This window comes from Leminorella grimontii (assembly GCF_039789245.1).
GTDB lineage: Bacteria > Pseudomonadota > Gammaproteobacteria > Enterobacterales > Enterobacteriaceae > Leminorella > Leminorella grimontii.
Genome location: NZ_CP146357.1, coordinates 2,729,723 through 2,755,416, shown reverse-complemented (window position 1 = coordinate 2,755,416; position 25,694 = coordinate 2,729,723). Strand labels below are relative to the sequence as shown.

Annotated in this window: 27 protein-coding genes and 1 pseudogene; 13 read left to right on the top strand and 15 right to left on the bottom strand. The window is 55.4% G+C overall.

The features are described 5' to 3' along the window. The first annotated feature begins 235 nt into the window (after positions 1 to 235). From tgt to secF, 4 genes are all read left to right on the top strand, one after another. Positions 236 to 1,369 (top strand): tRNA guanosine(34) transglycosylase Tgt, encoded by a 1,134-nt coding sequence (gene tgt, locus V8L73_RS12875; protein ID WP_027275938.1) that lies wholly within the window; start codon positions 236 to 238, stop codon positions 1,367 to 1,369. Between the two features lie 19 nt (positions 1,370 to 1,388). Continuing rightward, positions 1,389 to 1,721, top strand: coding sequence for a preprotein translocase subunit YajC (gene yajC / locus V8L73_RS12870; protein ID WP_027275939.1), 333 nt, complete (start codon positions 1,389 to 1,391; stop codon positions 1,719 to 1,721). Between the two features lie 75 nt (positions 1,722 to 1,796). Further along, a complete protein-coding gene (secD, locus tag V8L73_RS12865; protein WP_347253170.1) occupies positions 1,797 to 3,647 on the top strand; it encodes a protein translocase subunit SecD in 1,851 nt (616 codons plus the stop codon). Between the two features lie 10 nt (positions 3,648 to 3,657). Continuing rightward, complete coding sequence (gene secF / locus V8L73_RS12860) at positions 3,658 to 4,626, top strand: protein translocase subunit SecF (RefSeq protein WP_027275941.1); 969 nt, start codon at positions 3,658 to 3,660, stop codon at positions 4,624 to 4,626. 78 nt (positions 4,627 to 4,704) lie between these two features. Here the strand turns inward: secF and V8L73_RS12855 are convergent, their stop codons facing one another. The 3 genes and pseudogenes from V8L73_RS12855 to bioB all read right to left on the bottom strand — a co-directional run. Beyond that, positions 4,705 to 5,754, bottom strand: a complete 1,050-nt coding sequence (locus V8L73_RS12855) for a mechanosensitive ion channel family protein (protein WP_027275942.1) — start codon at positions 5,752 to 5,754, stop codon at positions 4,705 to 4,707. 64 nt (positions 5,755 to 5,818) lie between these two features. Next, positions 5,819 to 6,523, bottom strand: coding sequence for a dethiobiotin synthase (gene bioD / locus V8L73_RS12850; RefSeq protein ID WP_347253169.1), 705 nt, complete (start codon positions 6,521 to 6,523; stop codon positions 5,819 to 5,821). Between the two features lie 113 nt (positions 6,524 to 6,636). Continuing rightward, a pseudogene (gene bioB / locus V8L73_RS12845) lies at positions 6,637 to 7,573 on the bottom strand (biotin synthase BioB); the annotation flags it as partial. Positions 7,574 to 7,692: 119 nt separating this feature from the next. Here bioB and bioA point away from each other — a divergent pair. Both bioA and V8L73_RS12835 read left to right on the top strand, forming a co-directional pair. Then, positions 7,693 to 8,982 carry an adenosylmethionine--8-amino-7-oxononanoate transaminase gene (gene bioA, locus V8L73_RS12840; protein ID WP_347253168.1) on the top strand — a complete coding sequence of 430 codons (1,290 nt, stop codon included), beginning with the start codon at positions 7,693 to 7,695 and terminating at the stop codon, positions 8,980 to 8,982. A gap of 16 nt (positions 8,983 to 8,998) precedes the next feature. Further along, a complete protein-coding gene (locus V8L73_RS12835) occupies positions 8,999 to 9,862 on the top strand; it encodes a DMT family transporter (protein WP_347253167.1) in 864 nt (287 codons plus the stop codon). A gap of 63 nt (positions 9,863 to 9,925) precedes the next feature. Here V8L73_RS12835 and V8L73_RS12830 read toward each other — a convergent pair whose 3' ends face one another. Continuing rightward, complete coding sequence (locus tag V8L73_RS12830; protein ID WP_347253166.1) at positions 9,926 to 10,402, bottom strand: ribonuclease; 477 nt, start codon at positions 10,400 to 10,402, stop codon at positions 9,926 to 9,928. 100 nt (positions 10,403 to 10,502) lie between these two features. Further along, positions 10,503 to 10,964 carry a lysozyme gene (locus V8L73_RS12825; RefSeq protein WP_347253165.1) on the bottom strand — a complete coding sequence of 154 codons (462 nt, stop codon included), beginning with the start codon at positions 10,962 to 10,964 and terminating at the stop codon, positions 10,503 to 10,505. Positions 10,965 to 11,236: 272 nt separating this feature from the next. Between V8L73_RS12825 and V8L73_RS12820 the strand changes: the two genes are divergently transcribed. After that, positions 11,237 to 11,836, top strand: a complete 600-nt coding sequence (locus V8L73_RS12820; RefSeq protein WP_027275948.1) for a LuxR C-terminal-related transcriptional regulator — start codon at positions 11,237 to 11,239, stop codon at positions 11,834 to 11,836. Between the two features lie 53 nt (positions 11,837 to 11,889). On the opposite strand, the gene V8L73_RS12815 is transcribed toward V8L73_RS12820, so the two are convergent. From V8L73_RS12815 to V8L73_RS12785, 7 genes are all read right to left on the bottom strand, one after another. Further along, the gene (locus V8L73_RS12815) at positions 11,890 to 12,411 is read right to left on the bottom strand and encodes an RNase A-like domain-containing protein (protein ID WP_347253164.1); all 522 of its coding nucleotides are present in this window, start codon (positions 12,409 to 12,411) and stop codon (positions 11,890 to 11,892) included. Positions 12,412 to 12,827: 416 nt separating this feature from the next. Then, positions 12,828 to 13,280 carry a hypothetical protein gene (locus tag V8L73_RS12810; RefSeq protein WP_347253163.1) on the bottom strand — a complete coding sequence of 151 codons (453 nt, stop codon included), beginning with the start codon at positions 13,278 to 13,280 and terminating at the stop codon, positions 12,828 to 12,830. A 91-nt stretch (positions 13,281 to 13,371) separates the two neighbouring features. After that, complete coding sequence (locus V8L73_RS12805; RefSeq protein ID WP_347253162.1) at positions 13,372 to 13,941, bottom strand: hypothetical protein; 570 nt, start codon at positions 13,939 to 13,941, stop codon at positions 13,372 to 13,374. A 44-nt stretch (positions 13,942 to 13,985) separates the two neighbouring features. Beyond that, complete coding sequence (locus V8L73_RS12800) at positions 13,986 to 14,474, bottom strand: ribonuclease (RefSeq protein WP_347253161.1); 489 nt, start codon at positions 14,472 to 14,474, stop codon at positions 13,986 to 13,988. A gap of 34 nt (positions 14,475 to 14,508) precedes the next feature. Next, complete coding sequence (locus V8L73_RS12795; protein ID WP_261832236.1) at positions 14,509 to 14,955, bottom strand: lysozyme; 447 nt, start codon at positions 14,953 to 14,955, stop codon at positions 14,509 to 14,511. 3 nt (positions 14,956 to 14,958) lie between these two features. Then, on the bottom strand, positions 14,959 to 15,546 hold the full coding sequence (locus V8L73_RS12790; protein WP_027275954.1) for a DUF2589 domain-containing protein: 588 nt from the start codon (positions 15,544 to 15,546) through the stop codon (positions 14,959 to 14,961). An 83-nt stretch (positions 15,547 to 15,629) separates the two neighbouring features. Further along, positions 15,630 to 16,256 (bottom strand): DUF2589 domain-containing protein, encoded by a 627-nt coding sequence (locus V8L73_RS12785; RefSeq protein WP_347253160.1) that lies wholly within the window; start codon positions 16,254 to 16,256, stop codon positions 15,630 to 15,632. Between the two features lie 313 nt (positions 16,257 to 16,569). Here V8L73_RS12785 and nrdR point away from each other — a divergent pair, with 313 nt between their 5' ends. The 5 genes from nrdR (at position 16,570) to thiL (ending at position 20,256) form a co-directional block, all read left to right on the top strand. After that, a complete protein-coding gene (nrdR, locus tag V8L73_RS12780) occupies positions 16,570 to 17,019 on the top strand; it encodes a transcriptional regulator NrdR (protein WP_027275956.1) in 450 nt (149 codons plus the stop codon). 6 nt (positions 17,020 to 17,025) lie between these two features. Then, positions 17,026 to 18,141, top strand: a complete 1,116-nt coding sequence (ribD, locus tag V8L73_RS12775; RefSeq protein WP_347253159.1) for a bifunctional diaminohydroxyphosphoribosylaminopyrimidine deaminase/5-amino-6-(5-phosphoribosylamino)uracil reductase RibD — start codon at positions 17,026 to 17,028, stop codon at positions 18,139 to 18,141. Positions 18,142 to 18,243: 102 nt separating this feature from the next. Further along, positions 18,244 to 18,714 carry a 6,7-dimethyl-8-ribityllumazine synthase gene (ribE, locus tag V8L73_RS12770; protein ID WP_027275958.1) on the top strand — a complete coding sequence of 157 codons (471 nt, stop codon included), beginning with the start codon at positions 18,244 to 18,246 and terminating at the stop codon, positions 18,712 to 18,714. A gap of 53 nt (positions 18,715 to 18,767) precedes the next feature. Continuing rightward, a complete protein-coding gene (nusB, locus tag V8L73_RS12765; RefSeq protein WP_027275959.1) occupies positions 18,768 to 19,202 on the top strand; it encodes a transcription antitermination factor NusB in 435 nt (144 codons plus the stop codon). An 85-nt stretch (positions 19,203 to 19,287) separates the two neighbouring features. Further along, positions 19,288 to 20,256, top strand: coding sequence for a thiamine-phosphate kinase (gene thiL, locus V8L73_RS12760; RefSeq protein WP_347253158.1), 969 nt, complete (start codon positions 19,288 to 19,290; stop codon positions 20,254 to 20,256). 308 nt (positions 20,257 to 20,564) lie between these two features. Here thiL and dxs read toward each other — a convergent pair whose 3' ends face one another. Genes dxs through xseB form a run of 3 tightly spaced genes read right to left on the bottom strand, consistent with a single transcriptional unit; the run spans position 20,565 to position 23,612 of the window. Then, on the bottom strand, positions 20,565 to 22,430 hold the full coding sequence (gene dxs, locus V8L73_RS12755; RefSeq protein ID WP_347253157.1) for a 1-deoxy-D-xylulose-5-phosphate synthase: 1,866 nt from the start codon (positions 22,428 to 22,430) through the stop codon (positions 20,565 to 20,567). A 37-nt stretch (positions 22,431 to 22,467) separates the two neighbouring features. Further along, the gene (gene ispA / locus V8L73_RS12750) at positions 22,468 to 23,370 is read right to left on the bottom strand and encodes a (2E,6E)-farnesyl diphosphate synthase (protein ID WP_347253156.1); all 903 of its coding nucleotides are present in this window, start codon (positions 23,368 to 23,370) and stop codon (positions 22,468 to 22,470) included. After that, entirely contained in the window at positions 23,370 to 23,612 is a 243-nt protein-coding gene (gene xseB / locus V8L73_RS12745; RefSeq protein ID WP_027275963.1) for an exodeoxyribonuclease VII small subunit, read from the bottom strand. Before xseB ends, ispA begins: the two co-directional genes overlap by 1 nt. 412 nt (positions 23,613 to 24,024) lie before the next feature. Between xseB and V8L73_RS12740 the strand changes: the two genes are divergently transcribed. After that, complete coding sequence (locus tag V8L73_RS12740) at positions 24,025 to 25,467, top strand: protein adenylyltransferase SelO (protein WP_347253155.1); 1,443 nt, start codon at positions 24,025 to 24,027, stop codon at positions 25,465 to 25,467. The last annotated feature ends 227 nt before the right edge of the window (positions 25,468 to 25,694 follow it).

The window sequence follows — 25,694 nt, the reverse complement described above, 5'->3', positions numbered from 1 at the left end:
TAATCACTTCTTGACGGTTTAGACGCTGCGCCCTTATCTAAAAGGGCGTTAGCATTTCCACTGTAAGGCTATGCGTTTTTTCTTACGCACTAATAATGAGATGACTCGCCCGTAAGGCATAAAGCGTGTAAAATCTCGCGCTTTAAGCGTGTCAGAATCTATGTCACGGAAGCGGACGATAAGCGTCATGCTTTTTATTCTTACCAGACTGTTTCTCTGGTATCGGAGGTTTTAAGTGAAGTTTGAGTTACAAAAGAAAGACGGGCGCGCGCGCCGCGGGCGTCTGGTTTTCGACCGGGGCGTGGTCGAAACGCCGGCCTTTATGCCGGTAGGCACCTACGGTACGGTCAAGGGCATGACGCCGGAGGAAGTGAAGGCGACCGGCGCGCAGATTATTCTGGGCAACACCTTCCACCTGTGGCTGCGCCCTGGGCAGGAAATCATGCGCCAGCACGGCGATCTGCACGGATTTATGAACTGGGACGGCCCGATCCTGACCGACTCTGGCGGCTTTCAGGTCTTTAGCCTGGGGGATATCCGCAAAATCACCGAAGAGGGCGTTCATTTTCGCAACCCGATCAACGGCGACGCGATTTTCCTAAGCCCGGAAAAGTCGATGGAAATCCAGTACGATCTGGGTTCCGACATCGTGATGATCTTCGACGAATGTACGCCTTACCCGGCGGACTGGGACTACGCCAAGCGTTCGATGGAGATGTCTTTGCGCTGGGCCAAGCGCAGCCGTGAGCGCTTCAACTCGCTGGACAATAAAAATGCGCTGTTCGGCATTATTCAAGGCAGCGTCTATGAAGACCTGCGTGACGTTTCCGTCAAGGGGCTGGTGGACATCGGCTTTGACGGCTACGCGGTCGGCGGATTGGCGGTCGGCGAGCCGAAAGAGGACATGCACCGGATTTTAGAGCACGTTTGCCCGCAGATCCCGGAAGACAAGCCTCGTTACCTGATGGGCGTCGGCAAGCCGGAAGACCTGGTGGAAGGCGTACGCCGCGGTATCGATATGTTCGACTGCGTGATGCCGACGCGCAATGCGCGCAACGGGCATTTGTTTGTTACCGGCGGAGTGGTTAAAATCCGCAATGCTAAATATAAAGATGATACTTCTGCACTCGACGAGCACTGCGACTGCTACACTTGTCGTCACTACAGCCGGGCCTATTTGCATCATCTTGACCGCTGTAACGAAATTCTCGGCGCTCGCTTAAACACCATCCATAACCTGAGATACTATCAGCGCTTGATGGCGGGTTTACGTGAGGCCATTGAACAGGGTACATTAGAGCACTTTGTTGCTGACTTTTATGGCAGGAGGGAGAAACCCGTCCCGCCTTTAACACATTCATCCCAATAACAAACGAGGAATCTCATCAATGAGTCTTTTTATTTCTGACGCCGTCGCTTCTGCCGGTGCGCCAGCCCAAAGCAGCCCTTACTCTCTGATTATCATGCTGGTGGTGTTTGGTCTGATTTTCTACTTTATGATCCTGCGTCCGCAGCAAAAGCGCGCCAAAGATCATAGAAACCTGATGAGCTCTATTTCTAAAGGCGATGAAGTTCTGACCAACGGCGGCCTGGTTGGTCGCGTAACCAAAGTCTCTGACACTGGCTACATCGTTATTGCGCTCAACGACACCACCGAAGTGACCATCAAGCGTGACTTCGTTGCCGCCGTCCTGCCTAAGGGCACGATGAAAGCGCTCTAATATTATGAAAGCGCTTCTCTATATCCTGTATAGACGAAGCGCTGTGTTTTTTGTCTTTCCCGAAGGGAAACTATCGTGTTAAACCGCTATCCTTTATGGAAGTATCTGATGCTGGTGTTCGTTATCTGCGTCGGTCTGCTGTATGCGCTTCCTAATCTCTACGGTGAGGATCCGGCGATTCAGATCTCCGGCGCCCGCGGCGGCCAGGCCACGCAGGCTACGCTGGGCCAGGCTGAAGATGCCCTGGCCAAAGAAAAGATCGCCTTTAAATCGTCCGCTATGGAGTCAAACGGCACGCTTTTGCTGCGTTTTGACAACACCGACGTTCAGCTGCGCGCCAGAGAAGTGCTGATGGAGGCGCTGGGCGACAAGTTCGTCGTTGCGCTCAACCTCGCACCCTCAACGCCATCCTGGCTGACCGCCATCGGCGCCGAACCCATGAAGCTCGGCCTCGACCTGCGCGGCGGCGTTCACTTCCTGATGGAAGTGGATATGGAAACGGCAATGGGCAAGCTGCAGGAGCAAACGCTGGACGGCATTGAAAGCGAGCTTCAGTCGCAAAAGATCCCGTTTACGGATCTTGCTAAAGGTGAGAACGGCAGCGTGGTTGCCCGTTTCCCCGATGCCGACAGCCGCTCCAAGGCGATTGACTATCTGACGCCGCGCCATCGCGATTTGGTTTTCACCGCGGGAGCCAACAACAGCTTCTCGGCGGTCATGACCGACGAGCGCCTGAGGGAAGCGCGTGAAGACGCCATTCAGCAAAACACCACCATTTTGCGTAACCGCGTCAACCAGCTAGGGGTAGCGGAGCCGGTCGTTCAGCGTCAGGGCGCAGAGCGCATTGTCGTTGAGCTGCCGGGCATTCAGGACACGGCCCGCGCCAAGGAAATTCTCGGCGCTACCGCGACGCTCGAATTCCGCCTGGTGAATTCCAGCATCGACGCGGCCTCCGTGCTGCGCGGCCGCGATCGCAGCAAGTCAGAAGTGAAGTACCGTCAGGACGGCTCTCCGGTCGTGTTGTACAAGAAAGTGGTGTTGACCGGTGACCATATCACCTACGCTCAGTCCGGTATGGATCAGAACGGGCGTCCGAAGGTTGACATCACGCTGGACAGCGCCGGCGGCGACATTATGTCCAACTTCACTAAGGACAACATTTATAAGCCTATGGCGACGCTGTTTGTCGAATATAAAGACAGCGGCAAGAAGGACGCTAACGGTAAAACCATCATGGAAAAGCATGAAGAGGTGATTAACGTTGCGACCATTCAGGACCGCCTGGGCAACAAGTTCCAGATCACCGGCATTTCAACGCCTCAGGAAGCGCGGACGTTGTCAGAACTGCTGCGCGCTGGCGCGCTGATTGCGCCTATCCAAATCGTTGAAGAGCGCACCATCGGTCCTTCCATGGGGCAGCAGAACATCGAACAGGGGCTGGAAGCGTGCTTCTGGGGCCTGATGGTTTCCGTTATCTTCATGCTGCTTGTTTATCGCTTCTTCGGCGTGATGGCGAGTCTGGCGCTGCTGGTGAACGTTATCCTTATCGTCGGCACTATGTCGCTGTTGCCGGGGGCAACGCTGAGCATGCCGGGGATTGCGGGTATCGTGCTGACGGTGGGCATGGCGGTGGACGCCAACGTGCTTATCAACGAGCGGATAAAAGAAGAGCTTAAAAACGGGCGCAGCGTTCAGCAGGCGATTCATGAAGGCTACAAGGGCGCATTTAGCAGTATCCTTGACGCCAACCTGACGACGCTGATTACCGCGGCTATTCTGTACGCCGTGGGTACCGGTTCTATCAAGGGCTTTGCCATTACGCTGTCTATCGGCGTACTGACTTCCATGTTTACGGCGATCGTTGGCACCCGCGCCATCGTGAACCTGATATACGGCGGCAAACGCGTCGCTAAGCTGTCTATTTAAGGAGTCTGTTGTGGCAGAGGAATATAAAGTAGAGCAGCTTAACCACGGACGCAGGGTGTATGACTTCCTGCGCGTGGGGAACGCCGCTTTTGTTGTTTCAATGATTTTGGTTGTCGCTTCGTTTGTCATTATGGGCATGAAGGGCTTCAACTGGGGGCTGGACTTTACCGGCGGTACGGTGGTTGAAGTTAAGCTGACCCATCCGATAGATCTGGAAAAGGTCCGTAACGAGCTGAACGCCCAAGGGTTTAAAGACCCGATTGTTCAGAACTTCGGCAGCAGTCGCGACGTCATGATCCGCATGGCGCCGATTGCAGGAATGAACAGCGAAGCGCTGAGCAATAAGATCCTCGATGCGGTGCACAAAAATGCGGACGAAGGCGCGACCATCAAGCGCATTGAGTTCGTAGGCCCGAGCGTCGGCGCGGAGCTTGCTCAGTCAGGGCTGATGGCCATCATCGTCTGTTTGCTGTGTATCCTGGTGTACGTCGGGGTGCGCTTCGAATGGCGTCTGGCGACCGGCGCGGTGTTTGCGCTGGCGCACGACGTGGTGATCACGCTAGGCATCATTTCGTTCTTCCAGCGCGAAGTGGATCTGACCATCGTGGCGTCCATGCTGTCGATCATCGGCTACTCGCTCAACGATACCATCGTTGTATTTGACCGGATGCGCGAAAACTTCCGCAAAATCCGTCGCGGTACGCCGTACGAAATCATGAACGTCTCGCTGACGCAGACCCTGAGCCGTACGCTGATGACCTCGGGTACTACGCTCTTGGCGGTGCTGTGCCTGCTGTTCTTCGGCGGCGAAATGCTTAAGGGCTTCTCTGAGTCTTTGGCTATCGGCATCCTGCTGGGCACTGCGTCTTCTATCTGGGTTGCCGCCTTTATGGCGCTGAAGCTTGGCGTGAAGCGTGAACACATGCTGCCGACCAAGGTAGAAAAAGAGGGGGCGGATCAGCCTTCTCTGCTGCCGTAACCCAAACGGATTTTCTCTGGTTTAAAACGCCCTTGGCCCTGCGGTCGAGGGCGTTTTCTTTTTGTATGCGGTCGGACGTTATTTTACCGGCGCTTCCCGTTGGGGCGGCGGGAGTCCGCCGCTCTCCTGCACGTACAGCGTCTGGCTGGGAAACGCAAAGTCTGCCCCGTGGCGATGGACGATTTCAATAATCTTCAAAAATACGCTCTGTTGAATCTCCAGCCATTCGGCCCACGCGGTCGTGCGGGTGAAGCAGTAAACCATGATGTTAAGGGAAGAATCGCCAAAGCCGTTGAAATAGACCAGCAGCGCCCTGTTTTTATCGATATCTTCGCTGGATTTCAGCATGGCGCGAACTTCGTCGCTGATGACCGCAATCTTGTCGGCATCTTCGTAGCGCAGGCCGATTACGGTATTGATCCGGCGGTTCGTCATACGCCCCGGATTTTCTACGCTGATAGCGGCGAAGATAGAGTTGGGGATGTAAAGCGGTCGCTGATCGAAGGTCATGATTTTAGTCGTGCGCCAGCCAATTTCCGCCACCGTACCCTCAATGTTGCGATCCGGCGAACGGATCCAGTCGCCGATGTTAAACGGGCGATCGAAGTACAGCATAATGCCGGAAAAGAAGTTGCTCAGGATATCCTTACCGGCCATACCGATGGCGATGCCGCCTATGCCGCCGAAGGTCAGCAGGCCGGAAAGGCTCATGCCGAAGTGCTCGCCGTAGAGCAGTATGATGACCACAATCAGCGTAATTTTCAGCACGCGGGAAATCATGCGGGCACTGGTAACGTCGCTGCCTTTGTCGATCTGATTTTTTTCCAGACGGTTAATCGTTAAAAACAGCTTATGCAGCAAGATGGCGGCGATGAGCGATACGCTCGCCAGGTTAACCGCCGATGGCGTGATAAAGGTGAGATGGAAACGGGAAATCGCATCGTCGACGTAGCTGCCCAGAATGATAATGATCGTCGACCAGAGCAAGAACTGAATGGCGTGGACAAGAAAACCGCGTTTGAATTTTCGGTGGCTGCGTCCATAAATCCTCATTCCAAGCAGGAACAGGAAGCAGGCGAGCAGCACCACCAGGCTTAATACGTTATCAGTTAAAAATTCGCGATTCATGATGGGCAATCCCCTGACGTTTGGCTGCCCTCTTGTAACCGATCTCGCTTTGTGGTGCAACGCTTTACCGGTTATTTGATAAAACGCCTGGTGGATAGAGTAAGTCCAATCGAATAAAGCGCGCCAAGTTAGCCTGGTACGGTTCGGCCAGATAGGGAATATCGCCGACCATCGGCGCATTGAGGCGCTGCTTCAGCGTTTCCAGATAGGCTGCTTCCTGATGCGGATTGGGCGCGGTTCGGTTGGCAATCCAGCCGGCGAGCGGTAATCCTGCGCCAAGCACGGCCTGCTGGGTGAGCAGCGCGTGGTTGATACAGCCAAGCCTCATGTTGACGACCAGAATCACGCCAAGCCCTTCTTGAATGACCCAGTCTGACAGGCACTCCCGCCAGTTAAGCGGTGTGAACCAGCCTCCCGCGCCTTCGACGACGACGGCATCGTAACGCGATGCCAGCCGCGATAGCCCTAACGAGAGCTGACCAAGCTCGATTTCCCTTTCCTCCAGCTCGGCGGCGAGGTGCGGCGACGTTGCCTCTTTGAACAGCAGCGGGTTGACCTCCTCATAGCGCAGGCGAGGGCTGGCGTTTTGCCAAAGCCTGACGCCGTCGTCGTTTCTTAACCCGCCGTCAGTGGGATAAGCGCCCGAAGCAACCGGCTTGTAGCCGACGGCGCGATAACCTTCTTTCACGCACGCCTGAAGCAGGGCGCAGGCGGCGACCGTTTTTCCCGCGTCGGTGTCCGTGGCGGTGATAAACCAGCGTAGCGACATGCTCTTTCCTCAGCGCGCGGCGTTGTAGTAAAGCTCGGTATCGGCCTCTTTTTGCCGAGCCGCCAGGTGATGAAGCCGCTCGTCTTCTTCTCGTTTGACGTCTCCCCGCTCCGTTTCCAGCCCCAGTTTTTCCAGCAGCGCCAGGTCGCGATTTTTTTCCGGGTTGGGCGTGGTTAACAGCCGACAGCCGTAAAAAATCGAGTTGGCGCCCGCCATAAAGCACATGGCCTGAGTTTGTTCGCTCATCTGCTCTCTGCCGGCGGAAAGCCGAACGTAGGAGGTGGGCATCATGATGCGGGCGGCGGCGACGGTGCGGATAAAGTCGAAGGGATCGATATCCGGGCCGTTTTCCAACGGCGTTCCCGCGACGCTGACCAGCATGTTGATCGGGACGCTGTGCGGCGGTTCGGGCAGGTTGGCCAGCTCAACCAGCAGTGCGGCCCTGTCGCTAACGGACTCTCCCAGCCCGACGATACCGCCGCTGCACACCTTCATTCCCGCCTCGCGCACGTGCTCCAGCGTATCCAATCGTTCCTGATAGCTGCGGGTAGTGATGATGTGCGGATAGAAGTCGCGGGAGGTGTCCAGATTGTGGTTGTAGTAGTCCAGCCCGGCCTGCGCCAGCCGCTGGGCCTGATGGGCGCTTAACATGCCCAGCGTCATGCAGCTCTCAAGCCCCAACGCCTTTACGCCGGTAATGATGCGCTCAAGATGCGGCAAATCGCGATCCTTCGGGTTTTTCCAGGCAGCTCCCATGCAAAAGCGGCTTGCTCCGGCCTCTTTGGCGCGGCGGGCTTCCGCCAGCACCGTCTCGATGTCCATCAGCGGCTCACCGGCAACGCCGGTGTGGTAGCGGGCGCTCTGCGGGCAGTATTTACAGTCCTCCGGGCAGTTGCCGGTTTTAATCGACAGCAGCGTGCTGAGCTGAATGCGCTTAGGGTTAAAGTGCTCGCGATGTACGGTCTGCGCGCGAAACAGCAGCTCCAGCAGGGGCTCGTTGAATAGCTTAAGGGCGGATCCTTGCGTCCAGCGAACGGGTGAAGTCGTCATGTTTTCTGTTTTTCTCAATCGATAAAAAGGATTGGTTTTGAGAAAATGTAATTGTAAACTAAATTTATGTCAAATTGGTTTACATATGATTTTTACATGCGATTTTGATGATAAATACCATGCTTACAAACGAAGAGTTCGATCGGCGCCACGTGTGGCACCCCTATGCGTCAATAACGCGGCCTTTACCCTGCTATGCGGTAAGCGGAGCGCAGGGATGCGAAATTCATTTACAGAGCGGCGAGCGCCTGATCGACGGCATGTCGTCCTGGTGGGCTGCGGTGCACGGCTATAATCACCCGGCGCTCAACCGTGCGGTAGCGGAACAGCTGGAAAAGATGTCCCACGTTATGTTTGGCGGCTTGACCCATGGACCGGCCATTGAGCTGTGTCGTCGCCTGGTAGGCATCGCTCCGAAGGGGCTGGAGTGCGTCTTTTTGGCCGACTCCGGCTCGGTGGCGGTTGAGGTCGCCATGAAGATGGCGCTGCAGTACTGGCAGGGGCGAGGCGAGCCCAGAAGGCGCTTTCTCTCGCTGGCGAAGGGCTATCACGGCGATACCTTCGGCGCCATGTCGGTGAGCGACCCTGCGTCGTCCATGCATTCGCTCTATCGCGGCTTTCTGCCCGACGGGCTGTTTGTGGACGGTATGGATATTCCCTTTGACGGTGAATGGCGAGAAGAGGCGATAGCGCCTTTCGCAGAGACGATGGCGCGCCATCATCGCGAACTGGCGGCCGTCGTTCTGGAACCCATCGTGCAGGGCGCAGGGGGGATGCGCTTTTATCATCCTGAATACCTAAAGCAAATCCGTCGCCTGTGCGACGACTACGGCATTTTGCTTATCGCCGATGAAATCGCCACCGGATTTGGCCGCAGCGGCAGGCTGTTCGCTTGCGAATACGCCGATATTTCGCCCGATATCTTGTGTCTGGGAAAGGCGCTGACCGGCGGCTATATGACGCTGTCCGCCGTGATGACCCGGCGCAGCGTAGCGGAGACGATAAGCGACGGGCAAGCGGGCTGCCTGATGCACGGCCCCACCTTTATGGGCAACCCGCTGGCCTGCGCCGTCGCCTGCGCCAGCCTGAACCTGCTGGCGACGGGAGAATGGCGGATTCAGGTCGCCGAGATAGAGGCGCAGCTTAAGCGCGAGCTTGCTCCTTTGGCGTCCTGCGAGTTTGTCGAGCAGGTCAGGGTGCTTGGCGCGATCGGCGTGGTTGAAATGAAGCGGCCGGTCAGTCTTGCAAAAATACAGCGGTTTTTCGTCGAGCAGAGCGTGTGGATCCGTCCGTTCGGGCGGCTTATTTACCTGATGCCGCCCTACGTGATTAGCCCCAAGCAGCTTACCTGTTTGACTCAGGCCGTTTCAAAAGCGGTCACTGATTATAATCTATATTGTCACGCCTAGCGCTTCTGGAGTTTCTATGCCTTATCTTATTGTGACCACCGTTATCTGGTCGTTTTCCTTTAGCCTGATCGGCGTTTATTTAGCCGGGCAGGTCGATCCGTGGTTTTCGGTTTTGATGCGCATCGGGCTGGCGGGGCTGCTGTTTATTCCTTTCTTAAAGCCCAAGGGGCTACGGCTCGTGCCCGCGCTGGCCTTTATGGCGGCGGGCGCCAGCCAGCTTGGCGTGATGTACCTGTTTTACTATCACTCTTTTCTCTATCTCAGCGTCGAAGAAGTGCTGCTGTTCGGCATTACCATGCCGATTTACATTACGCTCATCTATGACGCCCTTCGCGGCCAGGCGCTGCGCTGGCGCTACCTGTTCAGCGCAGCGTTGGCGGTGCTGGGGGCGGGCGTCATCAACTTTAGCCACCCCAAGCCGGGATTTTGGCTCGGCATGGCGATTATTCAGGCGGCGAACTTTTTCTTCGCGCTGGGGCAGGTGGGCTATAAGCGAGCGATGGAGCGCTATGCGCTGCCGCCGACTCAGGCCGGTGCGCTGTTTTACTTAGGCGCGCTGTGCGTGGCGATCCTTGCCTGGCTGTGGCAGGGGGACGCAGGCGGGCTTCCGACGACGTCCACCCAGTGGCTGATTTTGGTCTGGCTGGGGCTGGGGGCTTCCGGGCTGGGCTACTTTATGTGGAACTACGGCGCAGGCAAAGTCGATGCCGGTACGCTGGCGATTATGAATAACGCCATGATCCCCGTCGGCCTGCTGGTTAATTTCGTCATTTGGCAGGAGCAGCCGGCGTGGGGAAATACGCTGGCGGGCGGCGCGATTTTGCTGTTTACGCTCTGGTTTCACCAGCGGTGGATAGCGCCGCGGGAGGAAGTAGTTTAAGCAGGGAGTATGTTCTTTTTCCGTAGGCAAACGTAGCGTTTAGCCTACGGAATATTTAGGGAGCTATTGGCAGGGAACGATTTCCGCTGCATTTTCGTAAAGCTCGGTGGATAAATAGCGGGTTTTGCTGTTTGGGCTGTAAATAAGGCGTTTGCTACTGCGGTGGCCCGACACGGATTCCAGATCGGCGGTAAACCAGCTTCCTTTGTCCGATACTGGCTTACCGGGATAGGGATCTCCGCCGATGATTTTCTTATTCAGCAGGAACTTGCTCCACATGGAGCCCGTTCCATCCCAGCCGGCCTCTCTCGCCTTTTGGGTGGTGACGTAAGTAATAGGGAGGACGTTATCCCGGTTGAGGACGCGTATCAGCGTGACCAAGCTTTTTTCGTCGTTAATTTGGCTACCGCTTTGCTGCTTGAACGCAACGTTGGCGTTAGCGACGGCCTGCTCGCAGCTGACGGTTTCCGCAGAGAAGGCGTTAGCCATATTAAATACTAACGTGGCGGCAATTAATTGTGAAACATAGCGTGTTTTCATGGAGATATCCTTATGGGTAGCGTGATTATTTCATGCCTGTAGTGACTAATTCAGCGTCACATATCTGAGAATTTGATTCCGATCTGCCTTTTTAAGCGCTTTACTCTGCCGTCTCGCTTTGGTTAAACAGCGTTCGCTCAGCCTGTCGGCGGCGAGTTAAGCTCACCAACACTCGGCCGCTGGCTTTGTTCCACTTCAGCAGCTCATTGGCGGCACCGTGATAATCTCCCATATTGAGCCTTTTCAATAGCGTCGAGGAGGCCAGCCTGCCGACGCCGACGTTAAGGGCAAAAGAGGCCAGCGCATCGAACTGGTTTTGCGTAAGCGGTACGGAAACCAGCTTGTTAATGCTTTTTTCTGCTGGTGAAAGGTCTCTACGCAGCAGGGCTTCCGCCTCTTGTTCTGTAATAGGGTGGTCGAAGGTTTCACCGGGGGAAATTAAGTGGCCGTAGCCGATGGTCCAAAAGCCGACGGCGTTACGGCATTTGTTTTGCGATAGCCCTTCAAAACGCTTTATAAGTTCAATTCCATTCTTTCCCGTATAGCTGATTTCGTTAGCCATTTTTTTCCTTATGCTATTTCAAATAGCCATTTATTTTTTGTGGTTTATATAAAGGTAGGCAATAACGTAGCGTTTTTCTACTTTATTTCAAAATAGTGACGTCTTTCTCAAATATAGGTAGGGATGTCGAACTGGTTCATTTATAAATCTCTCTCGTTAAGAGAAATGGTATACGGCAAATGTCGCCTTTATTTTATTGTTTAATGGCGATATTTTCATTTTACAGCATGGGTAAGAGAGAGAGAGTCATAATAAACACAGGGGAAATATAAATGAATATTTTAATCATTGATACATTGCCAATTTATGTTCATGGATTAAAGTCCGGGCTGGTTAAAATGCTGCCGGAGGCAAAAATTGTTAATACTAGTAATATTGACAGCTTTTGGTTGGCATTAAATGAGGGAGATATCTCAATTATTTTACTCGACGGGGAAATGGAACATATTTGCTGTGTCGATCTGCTTGATGAGATTTTTATAAAATATCCGGAAGTACACGTTATCGTCTCGCTGAGAAAGGTAAAAAAATCGCTGGTGCGCCAATATTTACGGCACCGAGCCGCTGCCGTTATTTGTAAAGATCAGCCGCTGGAGGCCGTTGTACAAGTCTTGCGTGCCGCTGAGACCGGATTGGTGTGCCTGCCCGACAGCTCCGTGCTTGATGATGACCGCTGCCGCTCGGTAGAAACGCTGAGCGAACGCCAGAGAGAAATTCTTAGCCTGCTTGCCGACGGCCAGTCTAACAAGCAGATTAGCCGCTGTTTGAACATTAGCGCCGGTACGGTAAAAGCCCACTTGGAGTCTATTTTTCGGCGGCTGAACGTCAATAACCGCACCCAGGCGGCGATGATGTTTGTTGAAGAGGAATAACGCTTCATGAAAAATGGGACTATTTGATATAGTCCCATCCGTTTTTCATTTTACTATCTACCGACAGGCTGAGGATAGGTGGTCAATAAATACCATCCTGAAAAGCCATTCTTATAAACAATGGTTGCTCTTTCATTCCCTTGAATAGATTTTTTACCCTCAGAGTTCTTAATATAGTATTCTCCTACGGCTTCTTTACTCTCCCCGGATAGGGCTATATTACTGGATACTGCTTCATTTCCTCGTTTTATAGCATTTTCGCAGAAAGCTTGAACGTCTTTAGCTATGTATTTCCACATTGTTTCTTCATTGAGCCATGTAGAAGCGATAGCAATATTTCTGTTTTGGAGATATTTTTCATCTTTATTAATATGCCTTTCTTGAGTATGGCCTCCATTGTTCTCTTGTGCTGTTAGCCAGCCAGTAATGGTCATTCCATCTTCCCCCGGAAGCTTTTCACATAAAACACCCGGTAGCCTGTCGGCAAATGAAGAGCCTGAGGCTAAAAGACAACCTAGAAATAACAGGTGGGTAAATAAGTTTTTTACATATTTAGATAAATAAAAATTAGTCATGATTTTCTCCTTTAATATAATGCGAGTTATTTCGCAGGGGAAAATCTAACGCCTTGTTATTTTGGTAAATAGTCGCTTTTTGTTATAGTTGATGGATGTAAATGTCCTAGGCTATTTTAGTGATAAAAATGTCTGGTTATTTTCTGAGTATAATTTTAAAGAAATAATGGCCGCTAATTATTGCAATTCCAATGTCATTAAAAATCCATATAGGAAGTGAGTTGTTATATATTTCATAGCCGTAAATTAAATAAGGAAAACTTAATGCCCCCTGTGCCGCAAAGCCGAACGCCGTCATAATGAGCGCCAGCTTATACCAGGTCGGCCGTCGATATATATACGGATGGAGGGCGCTACAAAAAATAAATATCGCAGTAATAATATTGATAACGGCCAGCAGTAAAAAAAATAGCCATTCAAAGGTTATATTCATCGTCGTCCTCTTTCTGCTTCGTTTTTGATGAAGGAGCGCGCCGCTTTGTTTTGGCGGGCGGCGGAGCCCATGAAACGGTGTTTTTTATGTCGCTAACCACCTCGAGCAGGTCGCTGTCTTCACGGTGGCTGAAAAAATTGCCAAGCCAGGCGATGGTCCCAACGCTAATTGCGCCGACGAAATACCCAACGCCTAAGGCAATGTCGATTTCACCTATGTTCATGCCCAGCCAGCGTGAGGTGAGTCCGGTAAAGGCGAAGCTGGCGGAAACGCTGATGCTGCCGATGATCAAACCCGCTGCGAATCGGCCGCGCTGGTGGAGCTTTTTGGGCCGCCAAAAAAATGAGATGCTCAATCCGCCAAGCCGGCCGGACAGCGAAGAAAGCCCTTGATAAAAGATGACGTCGATGCCGGCGTCAATCGGGGTAGTATCCATAGCGCCTCGCGTACGAAAGTCGTGTTGGACGTTGACCCACAGCGAACTACCGTGCGCTATGGGCCGACTTTTTGAGGACGTTTCGCGATATTTAGTTGAGCCGGATGATGACGCCTGAGAAGTTAATCGTCGGTTTGCCCGTTTCGTCAACGTCGCCAGCGCCGCCGGGATCGTAGAAATAGACGCGCTCCCCTCGCTTACCCATCGCAATCCAGTGATTGCCGTCGTTGACCAGAACCAGATAGTAGCCGTCCTTCTTTAACAGTTGGTCGAGAGTCTTCTCACTGTCTTCAGTTATTTTCACCTCTTTAGTGATTTCCACCTCTTTATTCAGGCGTCCTTTTTCGGACGTGATGAGCTCAGGGTGCTTCTGGCCGTAGGCTTTTGTTACCGTTAGCTTATATCGGGTAAAGCCATTCTCTTTGGCTGTCTTAATCAGGCTTGAAGGCAGACTTCTGGCTCCTTTCTGGTTTTTTGGCGAAAACAGTGGAATATCACAGTCATTCTGAAAGGCGATGACTTGATTATATATGTCGCTGCCGTTGGGCTGATTGTCACAGGGGGGAGTTCTGCTGGCGTGTATTAACGCCGCCAGCGCATAGCCGCCGCACTGGTTTACGTTGCCCGTATCGGGCTGCTTACAGGTGTATTTAGAAAACATATAACGTTCCTCTTGTTTGGAATAAAAAGCGTTGTGGCGCCGTATTACCGGCAGGGGACGATCTCCGCCGCGCTTTCATAAAGCTCGGTGGATAAATAGCGGGTTTTACTGTTTGGGCTGTAAATAAGGCGTTTGCTACTGCGGTGGCCCGACACGGATTCCAGATCGGCGGTAAACCAGCTTCCTTTGTCCGATACCGGCTTACCGAGGTAGGGATCTCCGCCGATGATTTTCTTATTCAGTATGAATTTGCTCCACAGGGAGCCCGTTCCATCCCAGCCGGCCTCTTTTGCCTTTTGGGTGGTGACGTAAGCAATAGGGAGGACGTTATCCCGGTTGAGGATTCTTACCAGCTCGACCAGGTCTTTCTCACTGTTGATTTCGCTGCCGCTTTGCTGCTTGAACGCGACGTTGGCGCTAGCGACGGCCTGTTCGCAGCTGACGACGTCCGGCGCGTCCGCCCGACAAAGGGCGCTGGCCATAGCGAAGAGCAGCGCGGTAATAAAAAGCAAAGAAACGTGACGTACTTTCATGATGAACTCCTTACGATGTTATTGATAAATGGACCTATTGCTTAAAAAGCGCTCTTTCAGCCTGGCGTCGACGGGTCAAGCCTTCCAGCACGTTGCCGCCGGCCCTGTTCCACTTCGGCAGCTCGTCGGCGGCGCCCCGGTAGTCTTGTGCGTTAAGCTTTTTCAACAGCGTCGAGGTGGCCAGCCTGCCGACGCCGACGTTAAAGACAAAAGAGACCAGCGCATCGAACTGGTTTTGCGTGAGCGGGACGGAAACCAGCCGCCTGATGCCTCGCTCCGACTCCAGCAGATCTTTACGCAGCAGGGCTTCCGCCTCTTGTTCCGTAAGGCTGCGCTCAAACGTCTCCCCGGAGCGAATTAAATGGCCGTAGCCGATGGTCCAAAGGCCGACGGCGTCCCGGTATTTGCTTAACTTGAGCCCTTCAAATTCCTTAATCAGGTTGATACCGGCCTGGCCGGTGTTTTGTGGCAGGTTAGACATGGGTTATTCCTCCGTATCGACAGGCTGAGGCAGTACGCGGTTGGTATACTCGTCAATAAGCCGCATGACGCTCTCGGGGGGCTCCAGCACTTTGAACAGCATCTCGATATCCACGTGCTGGCTGTCTCTGCCGCCTTTGTCCTTGCTGTGGGGCGACAGGCTGACCTGAAAGCGGCCCACGGTGTCGCTGTTCTCGCCCGGCGCGGCTTCAACCTGTTCAACCGCGTCGGTTCTGACGGTGAGGTGAACCTTCATCTCTTCGAGCATCAGCCCGCGAGGCGTCGCCAGCGCGATGAGCGGCAGATCGAAGTTGTGTTTTTCATCCAGCATCATTTGCACCGTGCGGGGCGACAGGCGGCCGTCCGGCATGGGTTCGAAAAACGGTTCCAGCGACTGCATGTACTGGTGCGCAATAAGCTGGTTAGCGGCGGTAGCGGCGTACTGCATTCCGCGCGTGATGTCCGCCAGCGTGATGGGCGATCCGCGATTTTCCGGCGGTTGCGGCGGCTCGCCTCCTCCGGCGCCGCCCAGGTTTTCGCCTGACGTTTCCTGTGCGTCGGGCTTTCCTCGTAACCAGTCTTTCAATGACATAAGGGACTCCTGATATAAAGAGGCGCTATAAACAGCCGCCCCTTGGTAGCGTTAATGAATTGAAGCTCTTCAACGAGGAGGGGTTACGCGGCCTGCTTTTCTTTCTGCTGCAGCGATTCCGTCGTCTGGAACTCTTCAAGCTTTTCGCTATTGGCCTTATGAACCACTGGCTTGGTCGCTGACTCCGTTAAAAAGTCAATGACGCGCATCAGCGCTTCCGGCGGATCCTGGCGCTTCACCTGCGTATGGATGCTGTACTTGGCGCGGGTGTCGGTTTTTCGCGTCTGTTCTGACTTGTGGGAGACGCGGCCGGTAACCTTGGCTTTGAAAGGCCCCCAGCCAACGGAGGCTTCCAGGCCGGCTTCGGCCTCGGTGCTGCTGCTGTCCGATTCGCTTTGCGAGATTTCGAGCTCAAAGTCGATCGTACCCTCTTCGATACAGATGATCGGGTGAGTGACGGCCGCCAGCAGGGGAATGCGCATGGTTTTTGTCATCACGCCCTGCACAACGCCTTGCTCATCAACAACGGTTTCGTCGTAGTCGAACTGGACGGCGTTTGCCTTACCGTCCTTAATGCAGACCGACAGCAGGAAGTCTGTATATGATTTGGTCGCCTGAATCTGCGCTTTGATCATCGCCTGCAGCGGGCCGCCGATCATGTGTTCCAGCGGCAGGGCGTTGATCACCGAACCGATAAATTTTTCGTTCATTGCGTTACTCCTGTTTATGTTGGTTATGGATGCGAATTCGCGAGATAAACTTAACGCCATGAAATAGTGAAAAATATCGGTCTAATGTCGGCGTGATATAACGATAATTGGCATAGGGCTGAGGGGATAGAGCGAGGCTTTTATCAAATGAGAGACAAATGTTGTCAGATTTTGTGTTTTTATTTATCCAACGGTTAGAAAAATATAGCTTCCAATGTATCTGAGGTGTATCGCTCTTTGGCCGGGGCGTTTAGAATAGGGCCGATGCGCCGCCCTGAAGGCGATAATTTTCAGACATTTTCCAGGAGACGTTATGCATTGCCCATTTTGCGCTGCCGTAGACACCAAAGTGATTGATTCACGCTTGGTTGGGGATGGTTCGCAGGTTCGCCGCCGCCGTCAGTGTCTGGTCTGCAATGAACGCTTTACGACGTTTGAAGTTGCCGAGCTGGTTATGCCTCGGATCATCAAGCGCAACGATATCCGAGAGCCTTTCGACGAAGACAAGCTTCGCCGAGGCATGCTGAAGGCGCTGGAGAAGCGGCCGGTGAGTTCTGACGACATCGAGCTTGCGATTAGCCATATCAAATCCCAGCTGCGGGCGACCGGCGAACGCGAGGTCCAGGCGTCGATGGTGGGAAATTTGGTGATGGAAGCGCTGCGCAAGCTCGACAAGGTCGCCTACATTCGCTTTGCCTCTGTATACCGCAGCTTTGAAGACATTCGCGAGTTTGGCGAAGAAATTGCCAAACTGCAGGACTGATATTTTATGCACAACGACGCTGTTTATATGGCTCGGGCCGTTGAGCTCGCTTGGCTGGGGCGTTTTACCACCTCCCCCAATCCTAACGTCGGGTGCGTTATCGTGCGCGACGGGATTATCGTCGGCGAGGGTTACCATCAGCGCGCCGGAGAACCGCACGCCGAGGTTCATGCCCTGCGCGCGGCGGGAGAAAAGGCGCGCGGCGCTACGGCCTACGTCACGCTGGAGCCCTGTAGCCACCATGGGCGAACGCCGCCCTGCGCCGACGCGCTTATCGAAGCCGGCATCGCGCGCGTTGTCGCCGCCATGCAGGACCCGAATCCGGAAGTCGCCGGTCGCGGCCTTTATCGCCTGCAGCAGGCCGGCATTGAGGTTGAATATGGCCTGATGATGGAAGAGGCCGAAGCGTTGAACCGCGGCTTCTTTAAGCGCATGAGAACCGGCTTCCCCTACTTTCAGCTTAAAATGGCCGCTTCGCTGGATGGCAAAACCGCCATGGCGTCCGGCGAAAGCCAGTGGATAACCTCGAACGAAGCCAGGCGCGACGTACAGGCCTATCGGGCGCAGAGCTGCGCTATCCTCAGCACCAGTGAAACCGTGCTGGCGGATAACCCCTCTTTGAACGTGCGCTGGGAAGAGCTTGGCGACGACGTTCAGGCCGTTTATCCCAAAGAGCGCCTGCGCCAGCCGCTTCGCGTGATCCTCGATGCCAGAAACCGCCTTACCCCTGATTTGAAAGCATTCTCTTTGCCGGGGCCCATTTTGCTGGTGCGTACCCAAAAGGGGAATGAAGCCTGGTCGGATAACGTAGAGCAGCTTATTGTTCCGGCAGCGTCCGGCGGCGTCGATCTGGTGGTGCTGATGATGCAGCTGGGGCGCAGGCAGATTAACCGCGTCTGGACGGAAGCGGGCGCGACGCTTGCGGGCGCGCTGCTGACTCAGGGGCTGGTGGACGAGCTGGTGCTCTATACCGCGCCCAAGCTTTTGGGCGACGATGCGCGCGGCCTGTGTCGCCTGCCGGGCATCGAGCGCCTGGCGGACGCGCCGCGCTTTACGTTTGGCGACGTTAAGCGGGTAGGGGACGACCTTCGGCTGTCCCTGTTTCCTAATTCGGAGCGCTAACGGCGCGGCGGCGTAAAATCCGCAGCGCAGCGGGTAAAAGAATGTGATAGAATCCGCCCCCTTAACCCAGTGATTAAAGTAAAAACACCGAGGATTACTCGTATGAACGTTATCGAAGGCAATGTTGCTGCACCGCAGGCGCGCGTAGCTATCGCGATTGCGCGTTTTAACAACTTTATTAACGACAGCCTGCTGGAAGGTGCGGTTGACGCCCTTAAGCGCATCGGCCAGGTTTCTGACGCCAACATTACGGTCGTATGGGTGCCGGGCGCCTATGAGCTTCCGCTGGCGGTGCGTACGCTTGCCGAAACCGAACGTTACGACGCGGTTATCGCGCTGGGCACCGTTATTCGCGGCGGCACCGCCCACTTTGAATACGTGGCGGGCGAGTGCAGTTCCGGCCTTTCCAGCGTGGCGATGAACAGCCGCGTTCCGGTCGCCTTTGGCGTTCTGACGACGGAAAACATCGAACAGGCCATCGAGCGCGCCGGTACCAAAGCGGGTAACAAAGGGGCCGAGGCCGCCATGACCGCACTGGAAATGATTAACGTCATCAAGGCGATTAAAGCCTGAAGCACGATGCATCAAGCGTCGTGAGAGTTTGATTGAATTTAAGAGGTAGACCCGTGAAACCTTCAGCTCGCCACCGAGCCCGCGAGTGCGCCGTTCAGGCGCTATACTCATGGCAGATATCAAAAAACGATATCGCCGATGTCGAATTAGCCTTCCTGGCGGAACAGGACGTTAACGGCGTTGATTTAACCTACTTCCGCGAGCTTTTTTCCGGGGCGGCGACGCAGGCTCAGGAGCTGGATAAGCTAATGGCGCCTTATTTGTCCCGCACGCTGGACGAGCTTGGCCAAATTGAAAGGGCGATTTTGCGCGTTGCGGTTTTCGAACTGAGCAAGCGCGAAGACGTTCCCTACAAAGTGGTGATTAACGAAGCCATTGAGCTTGCCAAAACGTTTGGCGCGGAAGACAGCCACAAGTTTGTTAACGGCGTACTGGATAAGGTCGTACCGCGTCTGCGCGTTCGTAAGGACGCTCGTAAAGACGACTAACGCCGCGAGGCGATAACGGACATCCTTACTCTCAGGCCGGCATTGCTGGCCTGAATTTTTTTCGCTGGCCTGGAGTACCGTACTTATGTCATGCGGTGAGTTTGATCTGATTACCCGCTATTTTCATAGGCAAAAAGATAACCGCAAAGACGTCCGCTTAGGCATTGGCGACGACTGTGCGCTGCTTATCCCCCCACAGCAAAACGAACTGGCCGTCAGTACCGATACGCTGGTTTGCGCAACCCACTTTCTTCCCGATATCGATCCCGCCGACCTTGGCTACAAGGCGCTGGCAGTGAACCTAAGCGATTTGGCCGCTATGGGGGCCGACCCTGCCTGGCTCTCACTGGCGCTGACGCTGCCTGAGGTGAACGAGCCCTGGCTTGCCGCCTTTAGCGACAGCCTGTTTTCCCTGCTGGACTACTACGAGATGCAGCTTATCGGCGGCGACACCACGCGGGGGCCGCTGAGCCTGACGCTGACCGTACACGGCTGGATCCCGGTCGACAAGGCGTTAACCCGCAGCGGCGCCAAGGCGGGAGACTGGATCTTTGTAACGGGAACGCTGGGCGACAGCGCCGCGGGGCTTGCGATTTTGCAAAACCGCCTGCGCGTTGATGATTCGAAAAGCCGCGACTATCTGGTTAAGCGCCACCTCCGGCCTACGCCGCGCATACTGGCCGGGCAGGCGCTTCGACAGCTTGTCTCGTCGGCGCTGGATCTGTCCGACGGCCTGGCGTCCGATCTGGGGCATATTCTGAAGGCCAGCGGCTGCGGCGCGAAGCTCTTTCTGGATAAGCTGCCTCTATCCGACGAGCTGTTACGCAATAGCTCTCGGGAACAGGCGCAGCGCTGGGCGATGACCGGCGGCGAAGACTACGAGCTGTGCTTTACCGTACCGGAGAAAAATCGCGGCGCGATAGAAACGGCGCTGGCCGCATTGGAGCTGCCCTGTACCTGCATCGGCCAGATAACCGCCAACGGCGGGATGAAGGTGTTTGATGGTGATGAGCCGGTGGAGTTAGGGGTCAGTGGGTACGATCACTTTAGATAGATGCTAAAAGAAAAACCCTCGAATTCGAGGGTTTTTGAGATTGTTGACAAAGATTTTGGATAACATCAGCGTAGTCAATCGGAGGGAGAGTCTTCCGTTGGGGTCGACTTGGCGTAAGCCAACGAAGTGCCCGTAGGAAGGCTATGCCCAACGCACTCCCAAAGCTAATACAGGCGCTCTTCCGGCCGAGCACGATAGCAATATGGGTAGACTGTATTTTCGGCCGGAATATCCTCTGAAGCTAATTCAGATGGTTTATCCATTGTCTCAAAAACCCTCAAATTCGAGGGTTTTTCCAGTCTTTTCGATTAATCGGCTACCCACGCCCGATAGCGCTCAACGATCCCCTCGGCGTTAAGCCCCAAATCTGCGCGGATCTCTTCCTGGCCGCCCTGCGGCACGAATGCGTCCGGCAGGCCAACGTTGAGTACCGGCACGTTCAGGCGCTGGGCCATCAGCCATTCGTTGACGCCGCTGCCGGCGCCGCCCATGACGGCGTTTTCTTCCAGAGTGATGAAGGCATCATGCTTGTCGGCGAGCGTGCGAAGCAGGTCTTCGTCCAGCGGCTTCACAAAGCGCATGTCAGCGACGGTGGCGTTAAGGCGTTCGGCGGCCGCCAGCGCTTCCGGCAGCAGGGTGCCGAAGTTGAGGATGGCGACTTTTTCGCCCTGGCGGCAAAGCCGACCTTTACCGATGGGGAGTTCTTCCAGCGGCGTCAATGTGGCGCCGGTACCGTTGCCGCGCGGGTAGCGGACGGCGGTTGGGCCTTCCTGATAGCGATGGCCGGTATGCAGCATCAGGCGGCATTCGTTTTCATCGCTCGGCGTCATGATAACCATGTCGGGAATGCAGCGCAGGTAGCTTAGGTCGAACGCGCCCTGGTGAGTCGGGCCGTCGGCGCCGACGATGCCGCCGCGGTCGATGGCGAACATCACCGGCAGCTTCTGGATAGCCACGTCGTGAATCACCTGATCGTAAGCGCGCTGCAGGAAGGTGGAATAAATCGCCACGATGGGCTTATAGCCGCCGATAGCTAAGCCAGCGGCGAACGTCACCGCGTGCTGCTCTGCAATAGCGACGTCAAAATACTGTTCCGGGAACTCTTTGGAGAAGCGCACCATGCCGGAGCCTTCACGCATGGCGGGCGTTACGGCCATCAGCCTGTCGTCCGCCGCTGCCTCTTCGCACAGCCAGTCGCCGAAGACGTTAGAGTAGCTGGGGTGAGCGCCGCCGCTCTTTTGCTGGGTGCCGGTTTCCGGGTCGAACTTCGGCACGCCGTGCCAGCCGATCGGATCCTGCTCGGCAGGCGCGTAGCCTTTGCCTTTTTTGGTCATGATGTGCAGCAGCTGAGGACCTTTCAGGCTACGCATGTTTTTCAGCGTTTGCACCAGCCCCTGCACGTCGTGGCCGTCGACCGGGCCAATGTAGTTAAAGCCGAATTCTTCAAACAGCGTGCCCGGCACCACCATGCCCTTCAGGTGCTCTTCGGTGCGTTTGACCAGCTCTTTGATCGGCGGCAGGCCGGAAAGCATCATCTTGCCGCTTTCGCGCAGCGTCGCGTACAGCTTGCCGGACAGGATCTGCGCCAGGTGGTTGTTGAGCGCGCCAACGTTCTCGGAAATCGACATCTCGTTGTCGTTAAGGATGACCAGCATGTCCGGCTTTACGTCGCCCGCGTGGTTCATGGCTTCAAAGGCCATGCCTGCGGTCATTGCGCCGTCGCCGATAACGCAGGCGGTGCGGCGGCCTTTGCCTTCGCGCTGGGCGGCGATAGCCATGCCGAGCCCGGCGCTGATGGAGGTGGACGAATGGCCGACGGACAGCACGTCATATTCGCTCTCTTCCCGCCAGGGGAAGGGGTGCAGCCCGTTCTTTTGACGGATAGTCGGCATTTCATCGCGACGGCCCGTCAGGATCTTGTGCGGATAGGCCTGATGGCCGACGTCCCAGACGATGTGGTCAAAGGGCGTGTTGTAGACGTAGTGCAGCGCAACCGTCAGCTCTACCGTGCCCAGACCGGAGGCCAGGTGCCCGCTGGAGCGGCTTACGCTGTTAAGCAGATATTGCCTAAGCTCTTCACACAGCTTGGGCAAACTCTCTTTGGCGATAAGGCGTAAATCGTCGGGGCTGTTGACTAACGCCAGCGTGGGATATTGGGTTATATCAAGGCTCATCCAAAACTCGTTTAAATAGTGTGCTTAAAAGTACGGTTTAATTATCGCGTTCAATAATGAAACCGGCCAGTGTTTGTAGCGCCGTCGTGTTGTAAGACAGAGACGAAAGCTCGGCCAGGGCGTCGACCGCTTCCTGATAAAGCTCCTGCGCCTTGGCCTGCGCGCCGTCTATGCCTAACAGCGCAGGGTAGGTGCTCTTCTCGTGCTGGAGATCCGCTCCCTGACGCTTGCCGGTCTTCTCGGTTGCGCCAATCACGTCCAGAATGTCGTCCTGAACCTGAAACGCCAGCCCAACGGCGGCCGCGTAGCGGTCCAGCAGCGGTAACGCCTTTTTTCCGCGTTCCCCCGCAGCCAGTGCGGAAAGGCGGATCGCGGCGCGGATCAGCATGCCGGTCTTATGGCGGTGGATCCGCTCAAGCTCAGTCAGGCTTACCTTACGCTTTTCTGCCTCCAAGTCCAGCGCCTGGCCTGCACACATGCCGGCAGCGCCGCTGGCCTGAGCCAGTTCGCTGAGCATGGCCAGCCGGTCAGGGGCTTCGACGTCAGACATGTCGGCATCGCAAAGAATGGAGAAGGCCAGCGTTTGCAGCGCGTCGCCGGCCAAAATCGCGTGGGCCTCGCCAAACTTGACGTGGCAAGTCGGCTGGCCGCGGCGAAGATCGTCATCGTCCATGGCGGGCAGATCGTCATGGATAAGCGAATAGGCGTGAATGCATTCAATGGCTGCGGCGGGGGCGTCCAGCGTTTCAACGCTTAGCCCCAGCATCTCCCCCGTGGCGTAAACCAGAAAGGGGCGCAGGCGCTTTCCCCCAAGCAGAGCGCCGTAGCGCATGGCTTCAGCCAGCGGCGACCGTGGTTCAGGCAGGGCGGAAAGGTAGAGCTCAAGCGCGCGATCGACGCGCGCTCGGTAGCCGGACTGAAGCTGGATAAAGGTCGTCATCAGGCTTCGTCCGGATTAAAAGGAGAGAGCGGCGCTTCGGGGTCGCTGTTGAGCAGGATTTGAACGCGCTGTTCCGCCTGCTGCAGCTGCTGCTGCCCTTGGCGGGCCAGCTGAATGCCGCGCTCAAATTCGTTCAGGGCGTCTTCCAGCGGGAGATCGCCGTTTTCAAGACGGCTAACAATCTGTTCCAGCTCGCTTAACGCGGTTTCAAAACTGGCCGCTTCCGGCGCTTTTTTGGGCATCTTGGGCATATCCGATGGTAACTTTGGTTCGTTTTGGTCTTCAGTCTGGCTTCTGATAGAGCAAGTCTGTCTTCGTGACAAAACCCGGGCAGTATAATATCACGCCGGATTCGCCCGTGCATTTTTCCGCTAAAGACGGGGAAATGAGCACGCCTCCAGGCCGGTGCGGCGATATCATCGTCGAAGAAAAAGTAATAGTGCCAGAGTCTACCACTAAATCGCCTTCGATTGAGCTAAGTTAACCGTCAAATTGTGCGCTTGTACATAATTTTAACATCCAGTTCGTACGTAAAGCCCCGTCACCTCGGGAAGTAGCCGAAAACGCTTATTATTTCCCTACCTTTTGGCGGTGTTAATTATTTGTTTAGAGTTCTACACTGCAAGAGCCACCCACAAAAAGCAGAGAAAAACGATGCCCCAATTTGTCCACAGCTACTTTGACGAACTGCCGGGGTTCTATACCGCCCTGTCGCCGACGCCGCTCAAGGGCGCCCGGCTGCTGTACCATAGCCAACCGCTGGCAGCGGAGCTTGGGCTTTCTCCTGAGATGTTTCAGCCGCAGAGCGTCGGCGTATGGGCCGGTGAGTCGCTGCTGCCGGGCATGAAGCCGCTGGCGCAGGTTTACAGCGGCCATCAGTTCGGCGTGTGGGCAGGCCAGTTGGGGGACGGGCGCGGCATTTTGCTGGGAGAGCAGGTGACTAAAGGCGGCGCGAAGCTGGACTGGCACTTAAAGGGCGCAGGGCTGACGCCCTATTCCCGCATGGGGGATGGGCGAGCGGTGCTGCGCTCGACGGTCAGGGAGTTCCTTGCCTCCGAAGCGCTGCACGGCCTGGGTATTCCCACCACCCGCGCGCTGACGATCGTCGCCAGCGACGAACCGGTGTATCGTGAAACCGAGGAACGCGGCTCAATGATGATGCGCATTGCGCCAAGCCACGTTCGCTTTGGCCACTTTGAGCACTTTTTCTACGCAGGGCAGCAGGAACAGGTCAGGCAACTGCTGGACTACACGCAGCGCCACCATTGGCCGGAACTGGTGGATGACGCGGATCGCGACTTCCTATGGTTTAAAGACGTCGCCGAGCGCACCGGTAGGCTTATCGCCGCCTGGCAGGCGGTTGGCTTCTCCCACGGCGTGATGAACACCGACAATATGTCGATTTTGGGCATCACCATCGACTATGGCCCCTACGGTTTTATGGACGACTATCGGGCCAACTTCGTCTGTAACCACAGCGACTATCAGGGACGCTATGCGTTTTACGCCCAGCCGTCCGTCGCCTATTGGAACCTGCATCGCCTGGCTAATGCGCTGTCGGGCGTGATGAGCGTAGAACAGCTTCAGGCCGGGCTTGCGGCCTATGAGCCCGCGCTGAGGGAAGAGTACGGTCGTCGGATGCGCGCCAGGCTCGGGCTGTTTACGCGGGAAGAGGGCGACAGCGAGTTGCTTAATGGCCTGTTGGACCTGATGGAAAAGGAAGGGCGCGACTATACCTCCACGTTCCGCCTCCTGTCCGAAGTGGAGCAGAGCGGCTCGCCGATGCGGCTTAGAGACGATTTTATCGACAGGGCCGCCTTTGACGACTGGCACCGCCGCTGGTGCGAGCGCCTGAGGCGCGAAGGCATCGACGACGCTCAAAGGCAAGAAAGCATCCGCGCCGCCAGCCCCCGACGCGTGCTGCGCAACTACCTGGCCCAGCAGGCCATCGAAGCTGCCGAGCGCGACGACGTCGCGCCGCTGGCGCTGCTGCACCGCGGCCTGATTGACCCTTATCTCGAAGCGAAAGAGTTTGAATCGCTGGAGGCGCCGCCTTCGGAGGAAGGGAAGGGGATTGAGGTGTCTTGTTCGAGCTAAGTTGCGCGTCAATGCGTAGTTCGCACTATCTGGGCTAAATTCTCTTTAGGCGTTTTGTTATTTTACGAAACGGCTTGGACAAGTTACCGTATAATTGTGTACCTGCGGGTGAGCCATCAACCATCAGGGAGTGTGGGGCCCTTGCAAGCACGTGCTGGCGGTGAAGAAGATGCTGCTTGGCCTTGCCTAATCCATCGGCGTGATGCGACGGATATATACGTTCTACA

Bases quoted from the DNA above. Each gene is read 5' to 3' on its own strand.
- V8L73_RS12740 (WP_347253155.1), top strand. From the start codon at position 24,025: ATGCCCCAATTTGTCCACAGCTACTTTGACGAACTGCCGGGGTTCTAT.
- V8L73_RS12795 (WP_261832236.1), bottom strand. From the start codon at position 14,955: ATGTCTAACCTGCCACAAAACACCGGCCAGGCCGGTATCAACCTGATT.
- ribD (WP_347253159.1), top strand. From the start codon at position 17,026: ATGCACAACGACGCTGTTTATATGGCTCGGGCCGTTGAGCTCGCTTGG.
- ispA (WP_347253156.1), bottom strand. From the start codon at position 23,370: ATGACGACCTTTATCCAGCTTCAGTCCGGCTACCGAGCGCGCGTCGAT.
- V8L73_RS12820 (WP_027275948.1), top strand. From the start codon at position 11,237: ATGAATATTTTAATCATTGATACATTGCCAATTTATGTTCATGGATTA.
- bioA (WP_347253168.1), top strand. From the start codon at position 7,693: ATGCTTACAAACGAAGAGTTCGATCGGCGCCACGTGTGGCACCCCTAT.
- ribE (WP_027275958.1), top strand. From the start codon at position 18,244: ATGAACGTTATCGAAGGCAATGTTGCTGCACCGCAGGCGCGCGTAGCT.
- V8L73_RS12785 (WP_347253160.1), bottom strand. From the start codon at position 16,256: ATGAACGAAAAATTTATCGGTTCGGTGATCAACGCCCTGCCGCTGGAA.
- V8L73_RS12790 (WP_027275954.1), bottom strand. From the start codon at position 15,546: ATGTCATTGAAAGACTGGTTACGAGGAAAGCCCGACGCACAGGAAACG.
- V8L73_RS12800 (WP_347253161.1), bottom strand. From the start codon at position 14,474: ATGAAAGTACGTCACGTTTCTTTGCTTTTTATTACCGCGCTGCTCTTC.
- thiL (WP_347253158.1), top strand. From the start codon at position 19,288: ATGTCATGCGGTGAGTTTGATCTGATTACCCGCTATTTTCATAGGCAA.
- V8L73_RS12830 (WP_347253166.1), bottom strand. From the start codon at position 10,402: ATGAAAACACGCTATGTTTCACAATTAATTGCCGCCACGTTAGTATTT.
- xseB (WP_027275963.1), bottom strand. From the start codon at position 23,612: ATGCCCAAAAAAGCGCCGGAAGCGGCCAGTTTTGAAACCGCGTTAAGC.
- nrdR (WP_027275956.1), top strand. From the start codon at position 16,570: ATGCATTGCCCATTTTGCGCTGCCGTAGACACCAAAGTGATTGATTCA.
- yajC (WP_027275939.1), top strand. From the start codon at position 1,389: ATGAGTCTTTTTATTTCTGACGCCGTCGCTTCTGCCGGTGCGCCAGCC.
- V8L73_RS12855 (WP_027275942.1), bottom strand. From the start codon at position 5,754: ATGAATCGCGAATTTTTAACTGATAACGTATTAAGCCTGGTGGTGCTG.
- V8L73_RS12825 (WP_347253165.1), bottom strand. From the start codon at position 10,964: ATGGCTAACGAAATCAGCTATACGGGAAAGAATGGAATTGAACTTATA.
- V8L73_RS12805 (WP_347253162.1), bottom strand. From the start codon at position 13,941: ATGTTTTCTAAATACACCTGTAAGCAGCCCGATACGGGCAACGTAAAC.
- dxs (WP_347253157.1), bottom strand. From the start codon at position 22,430: ATGAGCCTTGATATAACCCAATATCCCACGCTGGCGTTAGTCAACAGC.
- V8L73_RS12810 (WP_347253163.1), bottom strand. From the start codon at position 13,280: ATGGATACTACCCCGATTGACGCCGGCATCGACGTCATCTTTTATCAA.
- V8L73_RS12835 (WP_347253167.1), top strand. From the start codon at position 8,999: ATGCCTTATCTTATTGTGACCACCGTTATCTGGTCGTTTTCCTTTAGC.
- bioD (WP_347253169.1), bottom strand. From the start codon at position 6,523: ATGTCGCTACGCTGGTTTATCACCGCCACGGACACCGACGCGGGAAAA.
- V8L73_RS12815 (WP_347253164.1), bottom strand. From the start codon at position 12,411: ATGACTAATTTTTATTTATCTAAATATGTAAAAAACTTATTTACCCAC.